Source organism: Planosporangium mesophilum (assembly GCF_016863255.1).
Taxonomy (GTDB): domain Bacteria; phylum Actinomycetota; class Actinomycetes; order Mycobacteriales; family Micromonosporaceae; genus Planosporangium; species Planosporangium mesophilum.
This window is the reverse complement of sequence record NZ_BOON01000011.1, coordinates 1-18865: the sequence shown is the minus strand read 5'-3', so window position 1 is coordinate 18865 and position 18865 is coordinate 1. Positions and strand designations below refer to the sequence as shown.

The window sequence follows — 18865 nt, the reverse complement described above, 5'->3', positions numbered from 1 at the left end:
GGTCAGAGGCGTTGTGCGATCGCGTCCGCGAGCCGCTCGGGGGCGCCGGGCGCGCGGTCCAGGAACAGCGACGGCTCGGTGAGCTCCAGCTCGATCAGCATCGGGGACCCGTCCGGCCCCGGGATGAGGTCGACGCGGGCGTACAGCAGGCGCTCGGCGCCGCCCGGGATGGCGGCCAGCACCTTCTCCGCCACCTCCATCTCGGCCGGTGACGGCTGCCGCGCCTCGATGCGCTCGGGCCGGAAAAGCCCCGGCGGCCGGTCGCCCGACGCGGGAACGTCCGGCCCTTCCAGCATCGGCCCCTTGCGGATGGCGTGGCTGAACGCGCCGCCGAAGAACAGCAGGCCGGTCTCGCCGTCGGTGTCGACCGCCGCGAGGTACGGCTGCACCATGGTCAGCCGGCCGGCGGCCTGCAGGCGCGCCACGTGGGCGGCGGCCAGTTCCCGGTGGGTCGGGTCGGCCAGGTCGTACCGGCCGGTGTCCCGGCTGCCCGCGCTGACCGCGGGCTTCACCACGTACTCGCCGTCGCCGGCCGGCACCCAGGTCTCACCGGGGCGCACCCAGCCGGTCGGCACCACCGGTACGCCGTCGGCCGCGAGGCGCTCCAGGTATGTCTTCTCGGTGTTCCAGGCGATGACCTCGGCGGGGTTCGCCAGCCTCGGCACGCGGGCGGCCCACGCCACGAACTGCTCGCGCCGGCCGACGTAGTCCCACGGCGAGCGCACCACGACCAGGTCGTAGGCGGCCCAGTCGACCGCCGGGTCGTCCCAGACCACCGGCTCGGCGCGTACCCCCCGGGCCGCGAGGGGCTCGATGACGAGCCGGTCGTCGGGCTCGAGGTCGGGCAGTTCGGCGCACGTAACGAGAGCGACCCGGGGATCAACCCGGGCCGCTCCGAGGGGTGAATTCCTTTCGATCATCGGGCGAGGGACCGTCGCCCCATCGAACGCCACAGGTCCTTGCTCGGCCGCATCTGCTCGATCAGTTCCCGCTCCCACGCATTCTCGATGTCGACACCGGCCGTGGCGCACGCCTGCCGGGCCACGTCCGTACTGGGTGCGAACTGGTCGCCCCAGGCGCCGTCCGTACCGACGAGCACGATGCGCGCGCCGCGCCGCCCGACGTACTCGATGACCGCCTTGGCTCCGCCGTGGTCGCCCGCGAACGACCGCAGCCCGTCAACCAGGGTGCCGGGCACGGACGGCTCAAGAGTCATCGTCGAAACATCTGCCATGAACAACACGGTAACCACAGGCGTCCGGAACCTGGCGTATTCCATGCATCAATTGTGATGACCCTAACGAAGATGTTTCGGGAATTTATTCGCCACAATTTAGGCAAGAAACGGATAAAACAACCCGGCCGCCGGCAGGTCACCGGCGGCCGGAACACAGCGCGCCACCTGCGAAAACTCGCAGGTGGCGCGCCACGAAAAGGACATAAAGGATCAATGAATCAGGGCATCCACCGAAATAGCGATTGACAGAATCGTCAGATAAGTCGTGGACAGGTGGAACAGGCGCATCGGCTTCACCGGCTCGTCGCGGCGGGCGCGCCCGTACACCCGGTGCGCCTCCAGCAGGAAGAGCGCGCCGACGACGATCGCGGTGACCCCGTACCCGACGCTCATGCCCAGCGGCCAGAGCGCCAGCGACGCGGCGATCGTGATCCAGCTGTAGATGACGATCTCCAGCCCGACCCGCCGCATCGAGGCGACGACGGGGAGCATCGGAATGCCGGCCCGCGCGTAGTCGTCCTTGCACGGGATCGCCAGGGCCCAGAAGTGCGGCGGCTGCCAGAAGAACACCACCGCGAACATCGCCCAGGCCGGCCACGCCAGGCTGCCGGTCACCGCGGCCCACCCGATGAGCACCGGCATCGCGCCACAGACGCCGCCCCAGAACGTGTTGGCCGGCGTGGTGCGCTTGAGCCACATCGTGTAGACGAGGTCGTAGTAGGCGATGGCGATCGCGGTCAGCGCCGCGGCGAGCAGGTTGGTGAACGCCGCCATCAGCGCCACCGAGACGACCGCCAGGGTCAGCCCGAACACCAGCGCCGACCGGGGTGCGATCGTGTGCGCCGGCAGCGGGCGCTTGGAGGTACGCCGCATCAGCGGGTCGATGTCGCGGTCGATGTAGCAGTTGAGCGCGTTCGCGGCGCCGGCGGCGAGCGCGCCTCCGACCAGCGTCACCGCCATCAGCCACAGCGACGGGACCCTGCGCTCCGCCAACAGCATCGCCGGCACGGTGGTGACCAGCAGCAGTTCGACGATGCGGGGCTTGGTCAGCGTCAGGTACGCCTTGAACACGGCCTTGGGCCGCGAGCGGGGCGGAACGACCTCCCGGATGACGGTCGGCCGCAGCGGCCGCTCTCCCTGCGTCTGAAGGGTCTCTTCCGTGGCGGAAGGGGTGCGATCGGCGATCGTACTCACCGCTGCCGCCCTCGGAAGACTGACCGCACTGGCGGGAATGTCACGCGGGGTTGCCACCTTCCGGTGTCGCTTGGCGGGCGGGGCTTCCCCAGCTACCGCACAGTATGAGACAACGAATCGTAGAACACGTTTCGTGCTGGTCAGATGCCGACCCGCAGGGGATTGCGCGCCAGCTCACACCTGCGGGGGGTACCGGGCAGTTCACCGACCATGTGCGAGAACTGGCCGACCGGTGCTTTGCGGCTCCGTCCGATGGGTAGGGTGATCTATGACGACATACTCCGCGTGATCTCCACCTCTCGAGTACCAAAAGGAGCAGCACCGACGTGACTCAGCTGAACTGGTCCGACGTCGACCGACGCGCGGTCGACACGGTCCGGGTCCTGGCCATGGACGCGGTCGAAGAGGCCGGCAGTGGCCACCCCGGCACGGCTATGAGCATGGCACCGGCGGCGTACCTGCTCTTTCAGCGGGTGCTGCGGCACGACCCGACCGATCCGCACTGGATCGGTCGCGACCGGTTCGTGCTCTCGATGGGGCACTCCAGCCTCACCCTCTACATCCAGCTCTTCCTCTCCGGGTACGGGCTGAGCGTCCAGGACCTGCAGCAGCTGCGCCAGTGGGGCTCCCTCACCCCCGGTCACCCGGAGTACGGCCACACCGTCGGCGTCGAGACCACGACCGGTCCGCTGGGCCAGGGCCTGGGCAACGCGGTCGGCATGGCGATGGCGTCGCGCCGCGAGCGCGGGCTGTTCGACCCGGACGCGCCGGCCGGGGAGAGCCCGTTCGACCACTTCATCTACGCGTTCTGCTCCGACGGCGACCTGGAGGAGGGGATCAGCCACGAGGTGGGGTCCCTCGCCGGCCACCTCGAGCTGGGCAACCTGGTCGTCGTCTACGACAACAACCAGATCTCCATCGAGGACAACACCGACATCGCCCTCTCCGAGAACGTGACGGAGCGCTTCAAGGCGTACGGCTGGCATGTCCAGGAGGTCAACTGGCGCGGCGAGGACGGGTACGCCGAGGACGTCGACGCGCTGTACCGGGCGTTCGAGGCCGCGAAGGCGGAGACCGGCCGCCCGTCGTTCATCAGCCTGCGTACGATCATCGCCTGGCCTGCGCCGAAGGCGCAGAACACCGGCAAGGCGCACGGCGCCGCCCTCGGCGGTGACGAGATCGCCGCGACCAAGAAGATCCTGGGCTTCGACGTCAACCGGCAGTTCCAGGTCGACGACGCCGTCCTCGAGCACGCCCGCGAGGTGATCGAGCGCGGCCGGCAGCTCCACGCCGAGTGGGAGAAGAGCTTCCAGGCCTGGCGCGAGACCAACCCGGACCGCGCGGCGCTGTTCGACCGGGTGTCGCAGCGGAAGCTGCCGCCGAACTGGACCGAGGCGCTGCCGGAGTTCGAGCCGGACCCGAAGGGGATGTCGACCCGGGCGGCGTCGGGCAAGGTCCTCAACGCCATCGGGCCGGTGCTGCCCGAGCTGTGGGGCGGCTCGGCGGACCTGGCCGAGAGCAACAACACGACCATCGAGGGGCCCTCGTTCGTACCGCCGAACCGGGCGACCGACATGTTCCCCGGCAGCTGGTACGGCCGTACCCTGCACTTCGGCGTCCGCGAGCACGGCATGGGGTCGATCCTCAACGGCATCGTGCTACACGGCCCGACCCGGCCGTACGGCGGCACCTTCCTGGTCTTCAGCGACTACATGCGCCCGGCGGTACGGCTGGCGGCGCTGATGAAGCTGCCGGTGACGTACGTGTGGACGCACGACTCGATCGGCCTCGGCGAGGACGGCCCGACCCACCAGCCGATCGAGCACCTGGCCGCGCTGCGCGCGATCCCGGGCCTCGACGTGGTACGCCCGGCCGACGCCAACGAGACCGCGCAGGCCTGGCGGACGGCGCTCGGGCACACCGACCGCCCGACCGCGCTCTCCCTGACGCGCCAGAACGTACCGATCTTCGACCGGACCAAGGTCGCCTCGGCCGAGGGCCTGGCCCGCGGCGGGTACACCCTCATCGACGCCTCGAACGGGCAGCCGCGCGTCATCCTGATGGGCAGCGGCTCGGAGGTGGCGCTGTGCGTGGAGGCCCGGGAGCGGCTGGAGGCCGACGGCGTGCCGACCCGCGTGGTGTCGATGCCCTGCCAGGAGTGGTTCCGCGCCCAGGACCGCGCCTACCAGCAGGAGGTTCTGCCCTCCGGGGTGCCGGCGCGGGTGAGCGTCGAGGCCGGCATCGCGATGCCGTGGCGCGACCTCGTCGGCAACGGCGGCGAGTGCGTGAGTATTGAACACTACGGCGCCAGTGCGCCGTACAAGGTCTTGTACGAGCAGTTCGGCTTCACCCCGGACCGGGTCGTGGCGGCGGCGCACGCCGCGCTGGCACGCTGCGGATCCATCAAGGGCGAGACGACCGGCAACTGAGGCAACTGAACATAGGGAGCGACGATGACCGACAGGCTGGCGCAACTGGCCGCCGCCGGGGTGGCGATCTGGCTGGACGATCTTTCCCGCGAGCGGCTCGTCACCGGTGGGCTGGACAAGCTGCGACGCGAATGCCACGTGTCCGGGGTCACGACCAACCCCACCATCTTCGCCAAGGCGCTCAGTGACGCCGACGTCTACGCCGAGCAGATCAAGGACCTGGCCACGCGGGGCGTCGACGTCGAGGAGGCGACCCGCATGCTCACCACGTACGACGTGCGCTGGGCCTGCGACGTCATGCACCCGTCGTACGAGGTCTCCCGCGGCCTCGACGGCCGGGTCTCGATCGAGGTGGACCCGAGGCTGGCCAAGGACACCGAACGCACCGCGGCCGAGGCCAAGGCGCTGTGGTGGCTGGTCGACCGGCCGAACCTGTTCATCAAGATCCCGGCCACCTTGGAGGGCCTGCCGGCGATCACCGCGGTGCTCGGTCAGGGGATCAGCGTGAACGTCACGCTGATCTTCAGCCTGGAGCGGTACCAGCAGGTCATGGAGGCGTTCCTGGCCGGGATGGAGCAGGCGAAGGCGAACGGCCACGACCTGTCCAAGATCGGCTCGGTGGCGTCGTTCTTCGTGTCCCGGGTCGACAGCGAGTTCGACAAGCGCCTCGACAAGATCGGCACCCCCGAGGCCCGGGCGCTCAAGGGCAAGGCGGCGATCGCGAACGCGCGGCTGGCCTACCAGCGGTACGAGAAGGTCTTCGGTACCGACCGTTGGCAGGCCCTGGCCGACGCGGGCGCCCGCCCGCAGCGCCCGCTCTGGGCGTCGACCTCGACCAAGAACCCGGAGTACCGCGACGTGATGTACGTCGAGGAGCTCATCGCACCGGGCGTGGTCAACACCATGCCGGAGCCGACGATCCACGCCTTCGCCGACCACGGCGAGGTCCGCGGCGACACCATCACCCCGTACTACGACGAGGCCAAGAAGGTCCTCGACGACATCGCCGCGCTGGGGATCGACTACGACGACGTGGTCGACGTGCTCGAGCGCGAGGGCGTGGAGAAGTTCGCGGCGAGCTGGAACGAGCTGCTCGACGGCGTGACCAAGTCGCTCCGGGCCGCGAAGTCGGGCGCCGACAACCCCGGGAAGGCCGCCGCCGGCTGCGCGAAGACCGAGGCACAGCAGTAGGGGCGGAAGAGACCTACGCATGAGTGGACTGCTCGAGGTCGAGGCGGCGGGCGGGCTCGCCGTCTACGGCGCGAGGGCCGTACCGGGCGCCGCCGAGACCCGGGCCCAGCTCGTCGCCGACAACGTACCGGCCCGGCTCGCCGCCAAGGACCCGACGCTGTGGGGCCCGGAGGCGGCGGCCGACGCGAAGATCCGGCTGGGCTGGCTGGACACCTTCCGGCGCGGCCGGGAACTGCTGCCCAGGCTGGCCGAGCTTCGCGACGAGTTGCAGAACACCGGCCTCGACAACGTGGTGCTCACCGGGGTGGGCGGCTCCTCGCCCGCCCCGGAGGTCATCGCCCGTACCCTCGGCGTCGACCTGACCGTCCTGGACTCGACCGACCCGTACCAGGTCCGCGCGGCCCTGAACAACCGCCTCGCGAGCAGCGTGGTGGTGGTGTCCGGCAAATCGGGCGGCACGATCGAGACCGACAGCCACCGCCGCGCGTGCCTGAAGGCGTTCGAGGACGCCGACCTGCCGGACCTCCCGTCGCGGTTCGTGATCGTCACCGACCCCGGCTCGCCGCTCGAGGCGGTGGCCGAGGAGATGTACGCGAACCTGATCCTGGCCGACCCGGAGGTGGACGGCCGGTACAGCGCGCTCACCGCCTTCGGCATCGTGCCCACCGCGCTGGCCGGCGTCGACGTGGCCGAACTGCTCGACGAGGCCGAGGAGTTCGCCCCCTCGCTGGCCGACGCCGTGACCAACCCGGCGCTGACGCTGGGCGCCGCCCTCGCCGCGGCGACGCTGTCCGGGCGCGACAAGATCGCGCTGATCTCCGACGGTACCGGCCTCGTCGGCACGGGCGACTGGATCGAGCAGCTCATCGCCGAGTCGACCGGCAAGCAGGGGCGGGGCATCCTGCCGGTCGTGATCGAGTCGCCCGACGCGCCGGGCGCGGTCCGCCACGACGTGCTGACCGTCACCGTGGGCGGCTCGCTGCCGCCGGAGTCCGTACCCGGTGGCGGCATCACCCCGCACATCGCGGTCAACGGGCCGCTCGGCGCGCAGTTCCTGGCCTGGGAGTACGCCACGGCGGTCGCCGCGCGGCTGCTGCGGGTCAACCCGTTCGACCAGCCCGACGTGGCCGAGAGCAAGGAGAACACCCAGCGCATCCTCGCCGCGGGGCTGCCCACCGAGACACCGGCGTTCGTCGACGGACCGATCGAGGTTTACGGCGCGGATCTCGGGCATGCCCGGACTGTGGACCAGGCGCTGGGCTGGCTGCTCAGCCGGGTGCCCCCGGACGGGTACCTTGCGGTGCTGGCCTTCCTCGACCGGTTCGGGCAGGCGGAGGCGGCGCAGGCGCGCGCCGGACTCGCCGACCACACCTCGCGCGCCGTGACCTTCGGCTGGGGTCCGCGGTACCTGCACGCATCCGGCCAGTACCACAAGGGTGGCCCGCCGACCGGCGCGTTCCTCCAGATCACCGGCACGGTGACCGAGGACCTGCCGGTGCCCGGCCGGCCGTACACGTTCGGGATACTGGAAGCCGCCCAGGCCGCCGGTGACCGCGAGGCGCTGACCAGGCGGGGACGGCCGCTGGTACGGCTGCACCTGACCGACCGGGCGGCTGGCGTGTCGCGACTGCTCGCCGCCGTCGACGAACTGCCCTGGGTTTCGTGAGGAGCCGACGAGAGATGAGCGACGATGTCCGACGAGTCGGCGGGCTCAGGCGCGCGACGAGCCGTGAGGTGGCACCATGAACAATCCGCTGCGTGATCCTCAGGACCGGCGACTGCCGAGGATCCCGGAGCCGTGTGCCCTGGTGATCTTCGGGGTCACCGGGGACCTGTCCCGCAAGAAGCTGATCCCGGCGCTGTACGACCTGGCCAACCGCGGACTGCTGCCACCCGGGTTCGTGGTGCTCGGATTCGCCCGCCGCGACTGGGGCGACGAGGACTTCGCGAGCCTGGCCCGCAAGGCGGCCCAGGCCCACGCCCGTACCCCGTGGCGCGACGAGGTCTGGGACCGGCTCGGCGAGAACATCAAGTTCGTGCCGGGCTCGTTCGACGACGACGAGGCGTTCGACCGGCTGGCCGAGACGCTCGACGAGCTGCGCGCCACCCACGGCATCGAGGGCAATGCCGCGTTCTACCTGTCCATCCCCCCGTCGGCGTTCCCGGTCGTGCTCAAGCAGCTCGAACGCACCGGCATGAGCGACAACCAGAAGTCGGGCGGCTGGCGCCGGGTCGTGGTGGAGAAGCCGTTCGGCAACGACCTGCCCTCGGCGAAGCAGCTCAACGATCTCGTCGACCACGCGTTCACGCCCGAGGACGTCTTCCGGATCGACCACTACCTCGGCAAGGAGACGGTCCAGAACATCCTTGCCCTGCGCTTCGCGAACACACTGTTCGAGCCGGTGTGGAACTCGCTCTACGTCGACCACGTACAGATCACGATGGCCGAGGACGTGGGCATCGGCACCCGGGCGGCGTTCTACGACAAGGTCGGCACCACGCGCGACGTCGTACAGAACCACCTCATGCAGCTGCTGGCACTGGTCACGATGGAGGAGCCGACCGGCTTCTCTGCCACGGAGATCCGCACCGAGAAGCTCAAGGTGATGCGAGCGATCAAGCTGCCCGGCGACATCTCCCGCGACACGGTACGCGGGCAGTACCAGGCCGGCTGGGTCGCCGGTGAGCGGGTACCCGGCTACCTCGACGAGCCGGGCGTGCCACCGGACTCGACGACCGAGACGTACGTCGCCCTCACGCTCGGCGTGCAGAACCGCCGGTGGGCCCGGGTGCCGTTCTACATCCGGGCCGGCAAGCGGCTGCCACGCCGGGTGACCGAGATCGCCGTACTGTTCAAGAGGGCCCCGCACCTGCCGTTCGCCCCGTCCGACGTGGAGATGCTGGGCGCCAACCAGCTGGTGATCCGGGTGCAGCCCGACGAGGGCGTGACGCTGAAGTTCGGCTCCAAGGTGCCGGGCACCACCATGGAGGTACGCGACATCACCATGGACGTCCAGTACGGCGAGGCGTTCACCGAGACCAGCCCCGAGGCGTACGAGCGCCTCATCCTCGACGTGCTCCTCGGGGACAAGACGCTGTTCCCGGACGCCGAGGAGGTCGAGGCGGGTTGGCGGGTCGTCGACCCCCTCGAAGAAGCATGGGCGGGCACCAGGCCCGAACCGTACCGGGCCGGCGAGTGGGGGCCTCGCGCCGCTGACGCGATGCTGGCCCGCACCGGTCGGGCCTGGCGGCGGGCATAGCGCGGTGGGCATGAAGGAGCGGAATAACTCATGATCGGGCTCTGGGACACCACCGGAAGCGCGGTGGTCAAGGCGCTCGCCGCCGAACGGCGCACCGCCGGCGGCGTGACGAGCGGACTGGCCCTGACCCTCATCGTCGTCACCGAGGAGGCCGAGGTCCGCGCCGCGGAGGCGGCGGCGACCGTCGCGGCCGCCGCACACCCGTGCCGGCTGCTCATCGTCGTACGCGACGAGGTCACCCACCCCCGGTCCCGGCTGGACGCCGAGGTCGTCGTCGGCGGACGGCTGGGGCCGTGCGAGGCCGTCGTGACGCGCATGCGCGGCCGGCTGGCGCTGCACGCCGAGTCGGTGGTCATGCCGCTGCTCGCCCCCGACGTGCCGGTGGTCACGTGGTGGCGGTGCGGACCGCCGGACCGCATCGCGTACGACCCGCTGGGCGTCGTGGCGGAGCGGCGGATCACCGACACCATGCAGTGCGACGATCCGCTCGAAGCGCTGCGGGTGCGGGCGGACGACTACGCCCCCGGCGACACCGACCTGGCGTGGACGCGCATCACGCCGTGGCGCACGCTCGTCGCCAGCGTCTTCGACGCCTCGCACAGCCTGCCGACCAAGATCACCATCGAGGCACCGCCGAAGGACCCGAGCGCGCTGCTGATGGGCGGCTGGCTGACCGCCCGGCTGGGCGTGACCCCCGAGATGCGCCCGGTCTCCGGTAACCGCATGCATGGCGTGGCGATGCAGATGACCGACGGCGGCACGGTCACGATCCGGCGTGACGACGGCAGGGTGGTCGTCCAGCGCACCGGCCTGCCCGACCGTACGCTGCCCTTGACCGATCGTTCGCTGGGCGAGGACCTCGCCGAGGAGCTGCGCCGGCTCGACGCCGACCAGACGTACGCGGCCGCACTGGCGAAGGCCACCGGCCGGGACGGCTTCCAGGACCGCGCCCCCATCCGGGTACACGTCTGGCACGACCCGGCCCTGGCCGAGCGGCCCGACACCGCCGACGACGCGGGCCGCGACACCGGTCCCAGCGGCGAAACCGCCATGGTCAGCGTGAGCGGCGCCGCCGACGTCGCGAAGGTCCCCGATACCGCCGACGTCGCCAGGCCCGCCGGCCCCGGCGTGGCCGACGGCGACATCGAGGCGGCCGGCGACACCAGGGCACCCGGCGGCGAGCCCGCGAAGTAATCATGTGATCGTGGACACGCGGGTCGAACGGCCCGCGTGTCCATGGTTGTCAGACGAGGAGCTCCGTTGAGCGAAGTCAGCGTGATCGTGCACGCGGACGCGAACCTGCTGGCCCAGGCGGTGGCGGCCCGCCTGGCCGTCCGGCTGATCGACGCGCAGGCCGAGCGCGGCGAGGCGAGCGTGGTCCTGACCGGCGGCCGGATCGCGTTTGCCGTGTACCGGGCGCTGCGCGACAGCCCGGCCCGTGACGCCGTCGACTGGCCGCGGGTGGACGTGTGGTGGGGCGACGAACGCTTCGTGCCGCACGACGATCCGCAGCGCAACGAGCGCCAGGCCCGGGAGGCCCTGCTCGACGCGGTACCGCTGGACCCGGCGCGGGTACACCCGATGCCACCCTCGGACGGGCCCGACGGCCCCGACCCCGAGGCCGCGGCCGCCCGGTACGCCGAGGAGCTGGCGCGGGCCGCCAAGCCCGGTACGGCCCCGCTGCCGCACTTCGACGTGCTGCTGCTCGGCGTCGGCGAGGACGGCCACGTCGCGTCGGTGTTCCCGGAGCACCCGGTGGCCTACGAGACGCGGCCGGTGGCGGCAGTGCGCGGGGCGCCGAAGCCGCCGCCGGTACGGCTGACGCTGACGTTGCCTGCGATCAACACCGCCGAGGAGGTGTGGCTGATCGCGTCCGGCCCGGACAAGGCCAGCGCGGTCCGGCTGGCACTGTCGGGCGCCGGCCCGGTGCAGGTGCCCGCGGCGGGGGTACGCGGCGTCGACCGTACCGTCTGGCTGCTGGACCGGGCCGCGGCCGCCGAGATCGGCCCACGCTTCCGGTCCCTGCGCTGACCGGCGTTCCGGCGCTGACCGGCGTTCCGGCGCTGACCGGCGTTCCGGCGCTGGCCGGCGTACCCGTCAGCGCCGGGGGGCCGGCTACCGGCCGCGGCGCTGCTGGAGACGGGCCAGGGCCTCGGCGAGGATCGCGGCGCCGTCGGCGTCGCTGCGACGCTCCTTGACGTACGCCAGATGGGTCTTGTACGGCTCGGCGCGGGGGGATGCCGGCGGGTTGTGCTCGTCCTGTCCGGCGGGGAGCCCGCAGCGCGGGCAGTCCCAATGCGGGGGCGGTGTGACGTCGGCGGCGAACGAGGGCGTCGTCGCGTGCCCGTGGGCGCACCAGTACGTCACGGAGCGGCGAGGGGCCTCATCACCCCGCTCCGTCCAGCGCATCGGTCCGGAGCCGATGCGGCTGCCGCGGATGGCGTAACCACTTGCCACTGCTGTTTTCTCCTGTCGTCCGGGGGCGGCGCGAGTGCAGGAGTAGCTGCGCAAACACGCGCGCGGCCCAGCTTGCGGGCCGCGCGCATGAGTTTAGAACGACTTGGTTGTTCAGGAAGCCCCGTTCTGGGCGAGCTTCATCCACAGGCCCAGGCCGACAATGCAGGCGAACCAGATGATCCCAACGAGAACCGTGTAACGGTCGAGGTTCTTCTCCGCCACCGAGGAGCCGGCGAGGGTCGAGGAGACACCGCCGCCGAACATGCTGGACAGACCGCCGCCCTTGCCGCGGTGCAGCAGGATCAGCATGGTCAACAGGATGCTGGTCAGCACGAGCAGCACGATCAGGGTATAAGCGAACGCCATCATGGCGGTGCGGTTCCTCTCAGTAGTGCGGCGTGAAACAGGATAGCCGTACCGGACCGCCGCCGTGCACCACGCCTCACCGTGACGGGTCTGCGGGCCCCAGCGCGCACGGGCCGGGCTGGCCCGAACCAGGGGTGGATGAAACCGCCGCGGAGGTTCGTACCGGACGGCCCGAGCGCCTTGATGTAGATCACCGGTACCGTCACGGCCCCGTTGAGGTTGTTGGTGGCGCCGGGGGCATGAAAAAGGACGTGGCGCGGTCCGTGCGGACCGCGCCACGTTCCGTCGGCACCGGCTCAGTGCTCCTGGTACCGGCAGATGCGTACGAACTCCTCGGCGTTGATGCTCGCCCCGCCGACCAGCGCACCGTCCACATCGGGCTGTGCCATGATCGCCGCGATGTTGTTGGCCTTGACCGACCCGCCGTACAGGATCCGTACCCGGTCGGCGGTGTTGCCGTGGCGCTCGGCGAGGCGGCCGCGCAGGGCGCCGATCACCTCCTGAGCGTCCTCGGGGGTCGCGGTCTTGCCGGTCCCGATCGCCCAGATCGGCTCGTAGGCCACCACGACCTTCTCGACCTGGTCGGACTTGAGGCCCTTCAGCGCTGCGTCCAGCTGGCCCACGGTGTGGGCCACGTGGTTGCCCGCCTCGCGGACCTCCAGGCCCTCCCCCACGCACAGGATCGGGGTGATGTCGTTGGTCAGCGCCGCCTTCACCTTCGCGGCGACCAGGGCATCGTCCTCGTGGTGGTACGCCCGCCGCTCCGAGTGCCCGACCACGACGTACTGGCAGCCCAGCTTCGCCAGCATGCCGCCGGAGACGTCGCCGGTGTACGCGCCGGAGACGTGCGGCGAGAGGTCCTGCGCGCCGTACCCGAGAAGCAGCTTGTCCCCGTCGATGAGGGTCTGCACGCTGCGGAGGTCGACGAAGGGCGGCAGCACGACCACCTCGACGTCGGACAGCTGCTTCTCGGTGAGGCTGAACGCCAGCTTCTGCGTCAGCGCGATCGCCTCGAGGTGGTTGAGGTTCATCTTCCAGTTGCCGGCCATCAGGGGCCGGCGGCCGGTTGGCTGCGTCATGCTTCAAGCACCTCGATGCCGGGTAGGGTCTTTCCCTCCAGGTACTCCAGCGACGCCCCGCCGCCGGTGGAGATGTGGCTGAAGGCGTCCTCGGGGATGCCGAGCTTGCGGACCGCGGCCGCCGAGTCACCGCCACCGACGACGGTGAACCCGTCGACCTTGGTGATCGCCTCGGCCACGCCCCGGGTACCGGCGGCGAACGGCTCCAGCTCGAACACGCCCATCGGGCCGTTCCAGAACACCGTCTTCGCGCCGTGCAGCGCGTCGGCGAAGATCGCCACCGACTGCGGGCCGATGTCGAGGCCGAGCCAGCCCTGCGGGATCGAGTCCGCGGGTACGGTCCGGGTCTGCGCGTCGGCGGCGAACCGGTCCGCCACCACGATGTCCACCGGGAGCACGATCTTGCCGCCGGCCTGCGCGAGCAGCTCCCGGCAGGTGTCGACCATGCCCTCTTCCAGCAGCGACGCGCCGACGCCGTGGCCCTGCGCCTGCAGGAACGTGAAGCACATCCCGCCACCGATGAGCAGCCGGTCCACCTTGGGCAGCAGGGCCCGGATCACGGCGAGCTTGTCGGAGACCTTCGAGCCACCCAGTACCACCACGTACGGCCGGGCGACGTCGTCGCTGGTGAGGCGCTGCAGCACCTCCAGTTCGCGCAGCACCAGCCGGCCGGCGTAGTGCGGCAGCAGCTTCGCCACGTCGTACACGCTGGCGTGCTTGCGGTGCACCGCGCCGAACGCGTCGTCCACGTAGGACTCGGCCAGGGCGGCGAGCTGGCGGGCGAACGCCAGCCGCTCGTTGTCGTCCTTGCTGGTCTCCCCCGGGTTGAACCGGAGGTTCTCGAGCAGGGCCACGTCGCCGTCGCCCAGGCCGTTGACGGTCGACCGGGCGCTGTCGCCGACCGTGTCGGTCGCGAACGCCACCGGCGAGCCGAGCAGCTCGGCCATCCGGTCGGCGACCGGCTCCAGGGAGTACTTCGGGTCGGGTGCGCCCTTGGGCCGGCCCAGGTGCGAGCAGACCACGACCCGGGCGCCGGAGTCCCGCAGGGCGGTCAGCGTCGGCAGCACCGCGCGGATCCGGCCGTCGTCGCTGATCCGCCCGTCGGCGAGCGGCACATTGAGGTCGGCGCGTACCAGGACGCGCCGACCCCGTACGCCCTCAGCGATCAGGTCGTCGAGGGTCTTCACAGCTGCGAACCCACCAGCTTCACCAGGTCGACGAGGCGGTTCGAGTAGCCCCACTCGTTGTCGTACCAGCCGACGACCTTGGCCTGGTTGCCCGTCACCATGGTCAGCTCCGAGTCGAAGGTGCAGCTCGGCGGGGTGTTGGCGATGTCGCTGGAGACGATCGGGTCCTCGGTGTAGAGCAGGTACCCCTTCAGCGGGCCCTCCGCCGCGGCCTTGAAGGCGGCGTTGATCTCTTCCTTGGTGGTCTCCCGGCCGAGCTCCACGACGAGGTCGGTGACCGAGCCGGTCGGCACCGGTACGCGCATCGCGATGCCGTCGAGCTTGCCCTTGAGCTCGGGGATGACCAGGCTGGTGGCCTTGGCCGCACCGGTCGTGGTCGGGATGATGTTGATCGCCGCGGCGCGGGCCCGACGCAGGTCCTTGTGCGGGAAGTCCAGGATGACCTGGTCGTTGGTGTACGCGTGGATCGTGGTCATCAGGCCCTTGTTGATGCCGAAGTTCTCCAGCAGGACCTTGGCCATCGGCGCGACGCAGTTCGTCGTGCAGGACGCGTTCGAGATGATGTTGTGGCTGGCGCCGTCGTACTTGTCGTCGTTGACGCCCATCACGATCGTGATGTCCTCGCCCTTGGCGGGCGCGGAGATGATGACCTTCTTGGCGCCGGCCTCGGTGTGCTTGCGGGCGTCGTCGGCCTTGGTGAAGTGACCGGTCGACTCGATGACGATGTCGGCGCCCAGGTCGCCCCAGCCCAGGGCGGCAGGGTCCCGCTGGGCCTGCGTCTTGATCCGCTTGCCGTCGATCGAGATGGACTCGTCGTCGTAGGTGACCTCGGCGTCGAGCTTGCCCAGCAGCGAGTCGTACTTGAGCAGGTGCGCCAGGGTCTTGTTGTCGGTCAGGTCGTTGACGCCCACGATCTCGACGTCGGCGCGTTGGTCGAGAACCGCGCGGAAGAAGTTACGGCCGATGCGGCCAAACCCGTTGATACCAACCCGGATGGTCACAGGACACATCTCCTCGCCGTTTCGCCGGCGCCCTTGGCAGCCGGCCGCCAGAGTGATCTGGCCGCTCCGCCGCTCCTGCCACCGCGACAAAACCACCGACCACGCGACGGCGACGCCGGTGAGCGACCCGAGTCGGCCCCATCGCCGAACAACGTGACGATATCGCCAGTCGGAAAGTTCCGCCGCGCGGGGGCCAAAATTCGATCATGACACCGGTGGGCCGGCAGCCATCGACCGGCAGGCCTGCGGTCGAGACAAGGGCGCCCCGCTCACCGGCAGTCGGTGAGCGGGGCGCCCTTGTCACGGTCGGATCGGAGCGGTCAGCTCACCATCATCTCGGGGGTGACCGCCGACTCTGTGTCTGGGATGCCGAGGTCGCGGGCGCGCTTGTCGGCCAGCGCCAGCAGCCGGCGGATCCGGCCGGCGATCGCGTCCTTGGTCATCGGCGGGTCGGCGAGCGCACCCAACTCCTCCAGCGAGGCCTGCCGGTGCTCCAGCCGCAGGTGGCCGGCGCTGGACAGGTGCTGGGGCGCCGTCTCCCCGAGGATCTCCAACGCCCTGGCGACCCGGGCGGCCGCGGCGACCGCGGCCCGCGCGGAGCGGCGCAGGTTGGCGTCGTCGAAGTTGGCCAGCCGGTTGGCGGTGGCGCGCACCTCGCGCCGTACCCGCCGCTCTTCCCAGGCCAGCACGCTGCTGTGCGCGCCGATCCGGGTGAGCAGCGCACCGATGGCGTCGCCGTCCTTGACCACGACGCGATCGACGCCACGCACCTCCCGCGCCTTGGCGGTGATGCCGACCCGCCGGGCCGCACCCACCAGGGCGAGCGCCGACTCCGGGCCGGGGCAGGTGACCTCCAGGGCGCAGGAGCGGCCGGGCTCGGTCAGCGAGCCGTGGGCCAGGAACGCGCCCCGCCACGCGGCCACCGCGCAGCACATGTTGGCCGAGACGACGTGCGACGGGAGTCCGCGGACCGGACGGCCGCGCACGTCGAGCAGGCCCGTCTGGCGGGCGAGCGCCTCGCCGTCCTTGACCACCCGCAAGATGAAGTGGGTGGCCCTGCGCAGCCCCCCGGAGGCGAGCAGGTGCACCTCACTGGCGTACCCGTACACCTCGGCGATCTCGGTACGCAGCCGCCGCGCCACCGAGTTGGTGTCCAGCTCGGCCTCCACCACCACGCGCCCGGAGACAATGTGCAGCCCGCCCGCGAACCGCAGGAGGGCCGCCATCTCCGCCCGGCGGCAGCAGGGCTTGGCCACGCTAACCCGGCTGAGCTCGTCTTTGACCGCGCCGGTCATCGCCATTGTGTCGTCACCTCATGGGCCGATCCGTCGTCTGTGCGTCAGTATCCATCGCCGGTCCTGGCCGGCCGACTCGATCACGGAGGACCCAGTACAGCCTCCAGGGCTGCCGCCAGCGCGGCCGGGTCATGTCGCGGAGACCCGTCGGGTACCGCGACGGGCGCGAGGGAGAGTCGCGCACCCAGCGATTCTGCCGCACGGTGTACCGGCTCGGGGTCTCCAACCGCTTTCCCGTCGGCAAGTACTACATCGAACCGGAGGCCGGGGAGGTAACGGGCAAGCGCCGCCAAATGGTCCGGCAGCGACAACCCGGACGTCTCTTTCTCGGCCGCGAGATTGAGCGTGACCAGGCGTTTTGCCCGGCTGTTCGACACCGCGGCGGCCAGGTCCGGCACCAGGAGGTGGGGTATGACACTCGTGAACCACGAGCCCGGACCGAAGATCAACCAGTCGGCCGCCTCGACCGCCGCCAACGCCTCGGCGCAGGCGACCGGCCGTTCGGGCAGCAGCCGCACCCTCCGGACCTCACCGCGGGTGACCGCGACCGCGTGCTGACCGCGCACCGCGACCACGTCGTCGGGGCGGGCCGGGTCGCCGCCCAGGACGTCGGCCTCGAGGCTCACCGCGTGCCGCGACATCGGCAGTACCCGGCCGCAGCAGCCCAGCAGCCGGGCGGCGTGGTCGAGCGCGTCGACCGGATCGCCCATCAGCTCCATGAGGCCCAGCAGCGTCAGGTTGCCGACCGGGTGGCCGGACAGCTGCCCGTTGCCGTCGAAACGGTGCTGGAAGAGACGGGCGGTCAGGTCGGCCGTCGGATCGTCGGCGTCGGCCAGTGCGACGAGGGCCTGCCGCAGGTCGCCGGGGGGCAGCCCGCCCCGCTCGGCCCGAAGCCGGCCGCTGGAGCCGCCGTCGTCGCCAACGGTGACAACGGCGGTGACCTCCAGCTCACGGCGCTGCCGGCCCGCACTCCACTGGCCGCGCAGCAGCCGCAGCGCACGCAGGGACGCGGAGAGGCCGTGGCCACCACCGAACGCGACGACCCGCAGCGGCCCGGCGGCGTCGTGCGGCCCGCTCATTCCCGCCCCAGGTCACGGTGCTGTGCCGAGGCCGACATCCGCGCCTCGCGCAGCCGGCGCGCCAGTTCCTCGGCGATCGCCACACTGCGGTGCTTGCCGCCGGTACAGCCGACGGCCACCGTGACATAGCGCTTCCCCTCCCGCTCGAAGCCGGGAGAGGTGGCATTGAGCAGCCGGGCGAGCGTCTCCACGAACGTGACCGCGCCGTGCTGACCCAGCACGTACCGGCTGACCTCCGGCTCGCGGCCGGTGTGGTCACGCAGCTCGGAGACCCAGTACGGGTTGGGCAGGAACCGGGCGTCCACCACGAAGTCGGCGTCGGGCGGCAGCCCGTACTTGAAGCCGAACGACAGCACCGTGACGCGCAGCCGCCGGGCGTCCTCCGTGGCGAACATCTCCTCGACGCGCGCCCGGAGCTGGTTGACGTTGAGGTGACTGGTGTCGATGAAGACGTCGGCCTGCTCACGCGCCTCGCTCAGCAGCTCCCGCTCGGCGGCGATGCCGTCGGACAGGCGCCCCTCCCCCTGCATCGGGTGTGGGCGGCGCACGCTCTCGAAGCGTCGGATCAGCACGTCGGTGTCGGCGTCGACGAAGACCACCTGCGGGTGGAAACCGCGCTCCCGCAGCGCCTTGATGGCGCCGCCCAGGTCGGTGGAGAAGGCGCGGCTGCGCACGTCCAGGACCATCGCGGTACGCCGGGCCGTGCCGCCCGCGGCGAAGGCCAGCTCAGCCATGTCGAGCATGAGCGCCTGCGGCAGGTTGTCCACGACGTAGTAGCCGACGTTCTCCAGCGCCCGGGCCACTGTGCTGCGGCCACCGCCGGACATCCCGGTCACGATCACCAGGTCGGTCTCCGAGCGCTCCGGCTCGGACGCCTCGGCGGTAACGGCGGTACGTTCTGTCACGCTTCCCCCTAGCCCGTCGCGCCTCACGCGACGGCTCACCCGGCACCGATCCTAGGGGGACTGCGGTGCGCCATTGGCGCCGGCCGCGTTTCCCGCAGGGAGATTTGTACCTCTTTCTCCGGTATTGGCGAGGTCGGAGGCTGCCTCCGGCTGGGCGGCGGACACGTCCGCCGGCTGGGCGGGCT

16 protein-coding genes and 1 pseudogene are annotated in these 18865 nt (G+C 71.0%); 6 read left to right on the top strand and 11 right to left on the bottom strand.

What is annotated here, in order from left to right; translation table 11 throughout:
• Positions 1-2: 2 nt before the first annotated feature.
• The 3 genes from Pme01_RS06490 to Pme01_RS06480 all read right to left on the bottom strand — a co-directional run bounded on the left by Pme01_RS06490 (position 3) and on the right by Pme01_RS06480 (position 2431).
• On the bottom strand, positions 3-920 hold the full coding sequence (locus Pme01_RS06490; RefSeq protein WP_168114787.1) for an ATP-grasp domain-containing protein: 918 nt from the start codon (positions 918-920) through the stop codon (positions 3-5).
• Complete coding sequence (locus Pme01_RS06485) at positions 917-1234, bottom strand: hypothetical protein (protein WP_168114786.1); 318 nt, start codon at positions 1232-1234, stop codon at positions 917-919. The genes Pme01_RS06490 and Pme01_RS06485 overlap by 4 nt, the downstream gene beginning before the upstream one ends.
• Positions 1235-1447: 213 nt before the next feature.
• Entirely contained in the window at positions 1448-2431 is a 984-nt protein-coding gene (locus tag Pme01_RS06480) for a heme o synthase (protein WP_168114785.1), read from the bottom strand.
• 389 nt (positions 2432-2820) lie between these two features.
• Here Pme01_RS06480 and tkt point away from each other — a divergent pair, with 389 nt between their 5' ends.
• The 6 genes and pseudogenes from tkt to pgl all read left to right on the top strand — a co-directional run bounded on the left by tkt (position 2821) and on the right by pgl (position 11342).
• A complete protein-coding gene (gene tkt / locus Pme01_RS06475) occupies positions 2821-4860 on the top strand; it encodes a transketolase (RefSeq protein ID WP_239088054.1) in 2040 nt (679 codons plus the stop codon).
• 24 nt (positions 4861-4884) lie between these two features.
• A complete protein-coding gene (gene tal / locus Pme01_RS06470) occupies positions 4885-6051 on the top strand; it encodes a transaldolase (protein WP_168114783.1) in 1167 nt (388 codons plus the stop codon).
• A gap of 19 nt (positions 6052-6070) precedes the next feature.
• A complete protein-coding gene (locus Pme01_RS06465; protein WP_168114782.1) occupies positions 6071-7717 on the top strand; it encodes a glucose-6-phosphate isomerase in 1647 nt (548 codons plus the stop codon).
• Between the two features lie 76 nt (positions 7718-7793).
• Complete coding sequence (gene zwf, locus Pme01_RS06460) at positions 7794-9311, top strand: glucose-6-phosphate dehydrogenase (protein ID WP_168114781.1); 1518 nt, start codon at positions 7794-7796, stop codon at positions 9309-9311.
• A gap of 30 nt (positions 9312-9341) precedes the next feature.
• Positions 9342-10313, top strand: a pseudogene (locus Pme01_RS06455) (glucose-6-phosphate dehydrogenase assembly protein OpcA); the annotation flags it as partial.
• 258 nt (positions 10314-10571) lie between these two features.
• Complete coding sequence (gene pgl / locus Pme01_RS06450) at positions 10572-11342, top strand: 6-phosphogluconolactonase (RefSeq protein WP_168114780.1); 771 nt, start codon at positions 10572-10574, stop codon at positions 11340-11342.
• Positions 11343-11426: 84 nt separating this feature from the next.
• Here the strand turns inward: pgl and Pme01_RS06445 are convergent, their stop codons facing one another.
• The 8 genes from Pme01_RS06445 to rapZ form a co-directional block, all read right to left on the bottom strand.
• Positions 11427-11768: an RNA polymerase-binding protein RbpA gene (locus Pme01_RS06445; protein ID WP_168114779.1), complete on the bottom strand. Its 342-nt coding sequence runs from the start codon at positions 11766-11768 to the stop codon at positions 11427-11429.
• Positions 11769-11879: 111 nt separating this feature from the next.
• Positions 11880-12137 carry a preprotein translocase subunit SecG gene (gene secG / locus Pme01_RS06440; RefSeq protein WP_168114778.1) on the bottom strand — a complete coding sequence of 86 codons (258 nt, stop codon included), beginning with the start codon at positions 12135-12137 and terminating at the stop codon, positions 11880-11882.
• Positions 12138-12430: 293 nt separating this feature from the next.
• Complete coding sequence (tpiA, locus tag Pme01_RS06435) at positions 12431-13213, bottom strand: triose-phosphate isomerase (RefSeq protein ID WP_168114777.1); 783 nt, start codon at positions 13211-13213, stop codon at positions 12431-12433.
• Positions 13210-14400 (bottom strand): phosphoglycerate kinase, encoded by a 1191-nt coding sequence (locus Pme01_RS06430; RefSeq protein ID WP_168114776.1) that lies wholly within the window; start codon positions 14398-14400, stop codon positions 13210-13212. Before Pme01_RS06430 ends, tpiA begins: the two co-directional genes overlap by 4 nt.
• A complete protein-coding gene (gene gap, locus Pme01_RS06425; protein ID WP_168114775.1) occupies positions 14397-15401 on the bottom strand; it encodes a type I glyceraldehyde-3-phosphate dehydrogenase in 1005 nt (334 codons plus the stop codon). The genes Pme01_RS06430 and gap overlap by 4 nt, the downstream gene beginning before the upstream one ends.
• A 320-nt stretch (positions 15402-15721) precedes the next feature.
• Positions 15722-16702, bottom strand: a complete 981-nt coding sequence (whiA, locus tag Pme01_RS06420) for a DNA-binding protein WhiA (RefSeq protein WP_168114774.1) — start codon at positions 16700-16702, stop codon at positions 15722-15724.
• 74 nt (positions 16703-16776) lie between these two features.
• The gene (locus Pme01_RS06415) at positions 16777-17775 is read right to left on the bottom strand and encodes a gluconeogenesis factor YvcK family protein (protein WP_168114773.1); all 999 of its coding nucleotides are present in this window, start codon (positions 17773-17775) and stop codon (positions 16777-16779) included.
• Positions 17772-18680, bottom strand: a complete 909-nt coding sequence (gene rapZ, locus Pme01_RS06410; RefSeq protein WP_168114772.1) for an RNase adapter RapZ — start codon at positions 18678-18680, stop codon at positions 17772-17774. Before rapZ ends, Pme01_RS06415 begins: the two co-directional genes overlap by 4 nt.
• Positions 18681-18865: the final 185 nt, after the last annotated feature.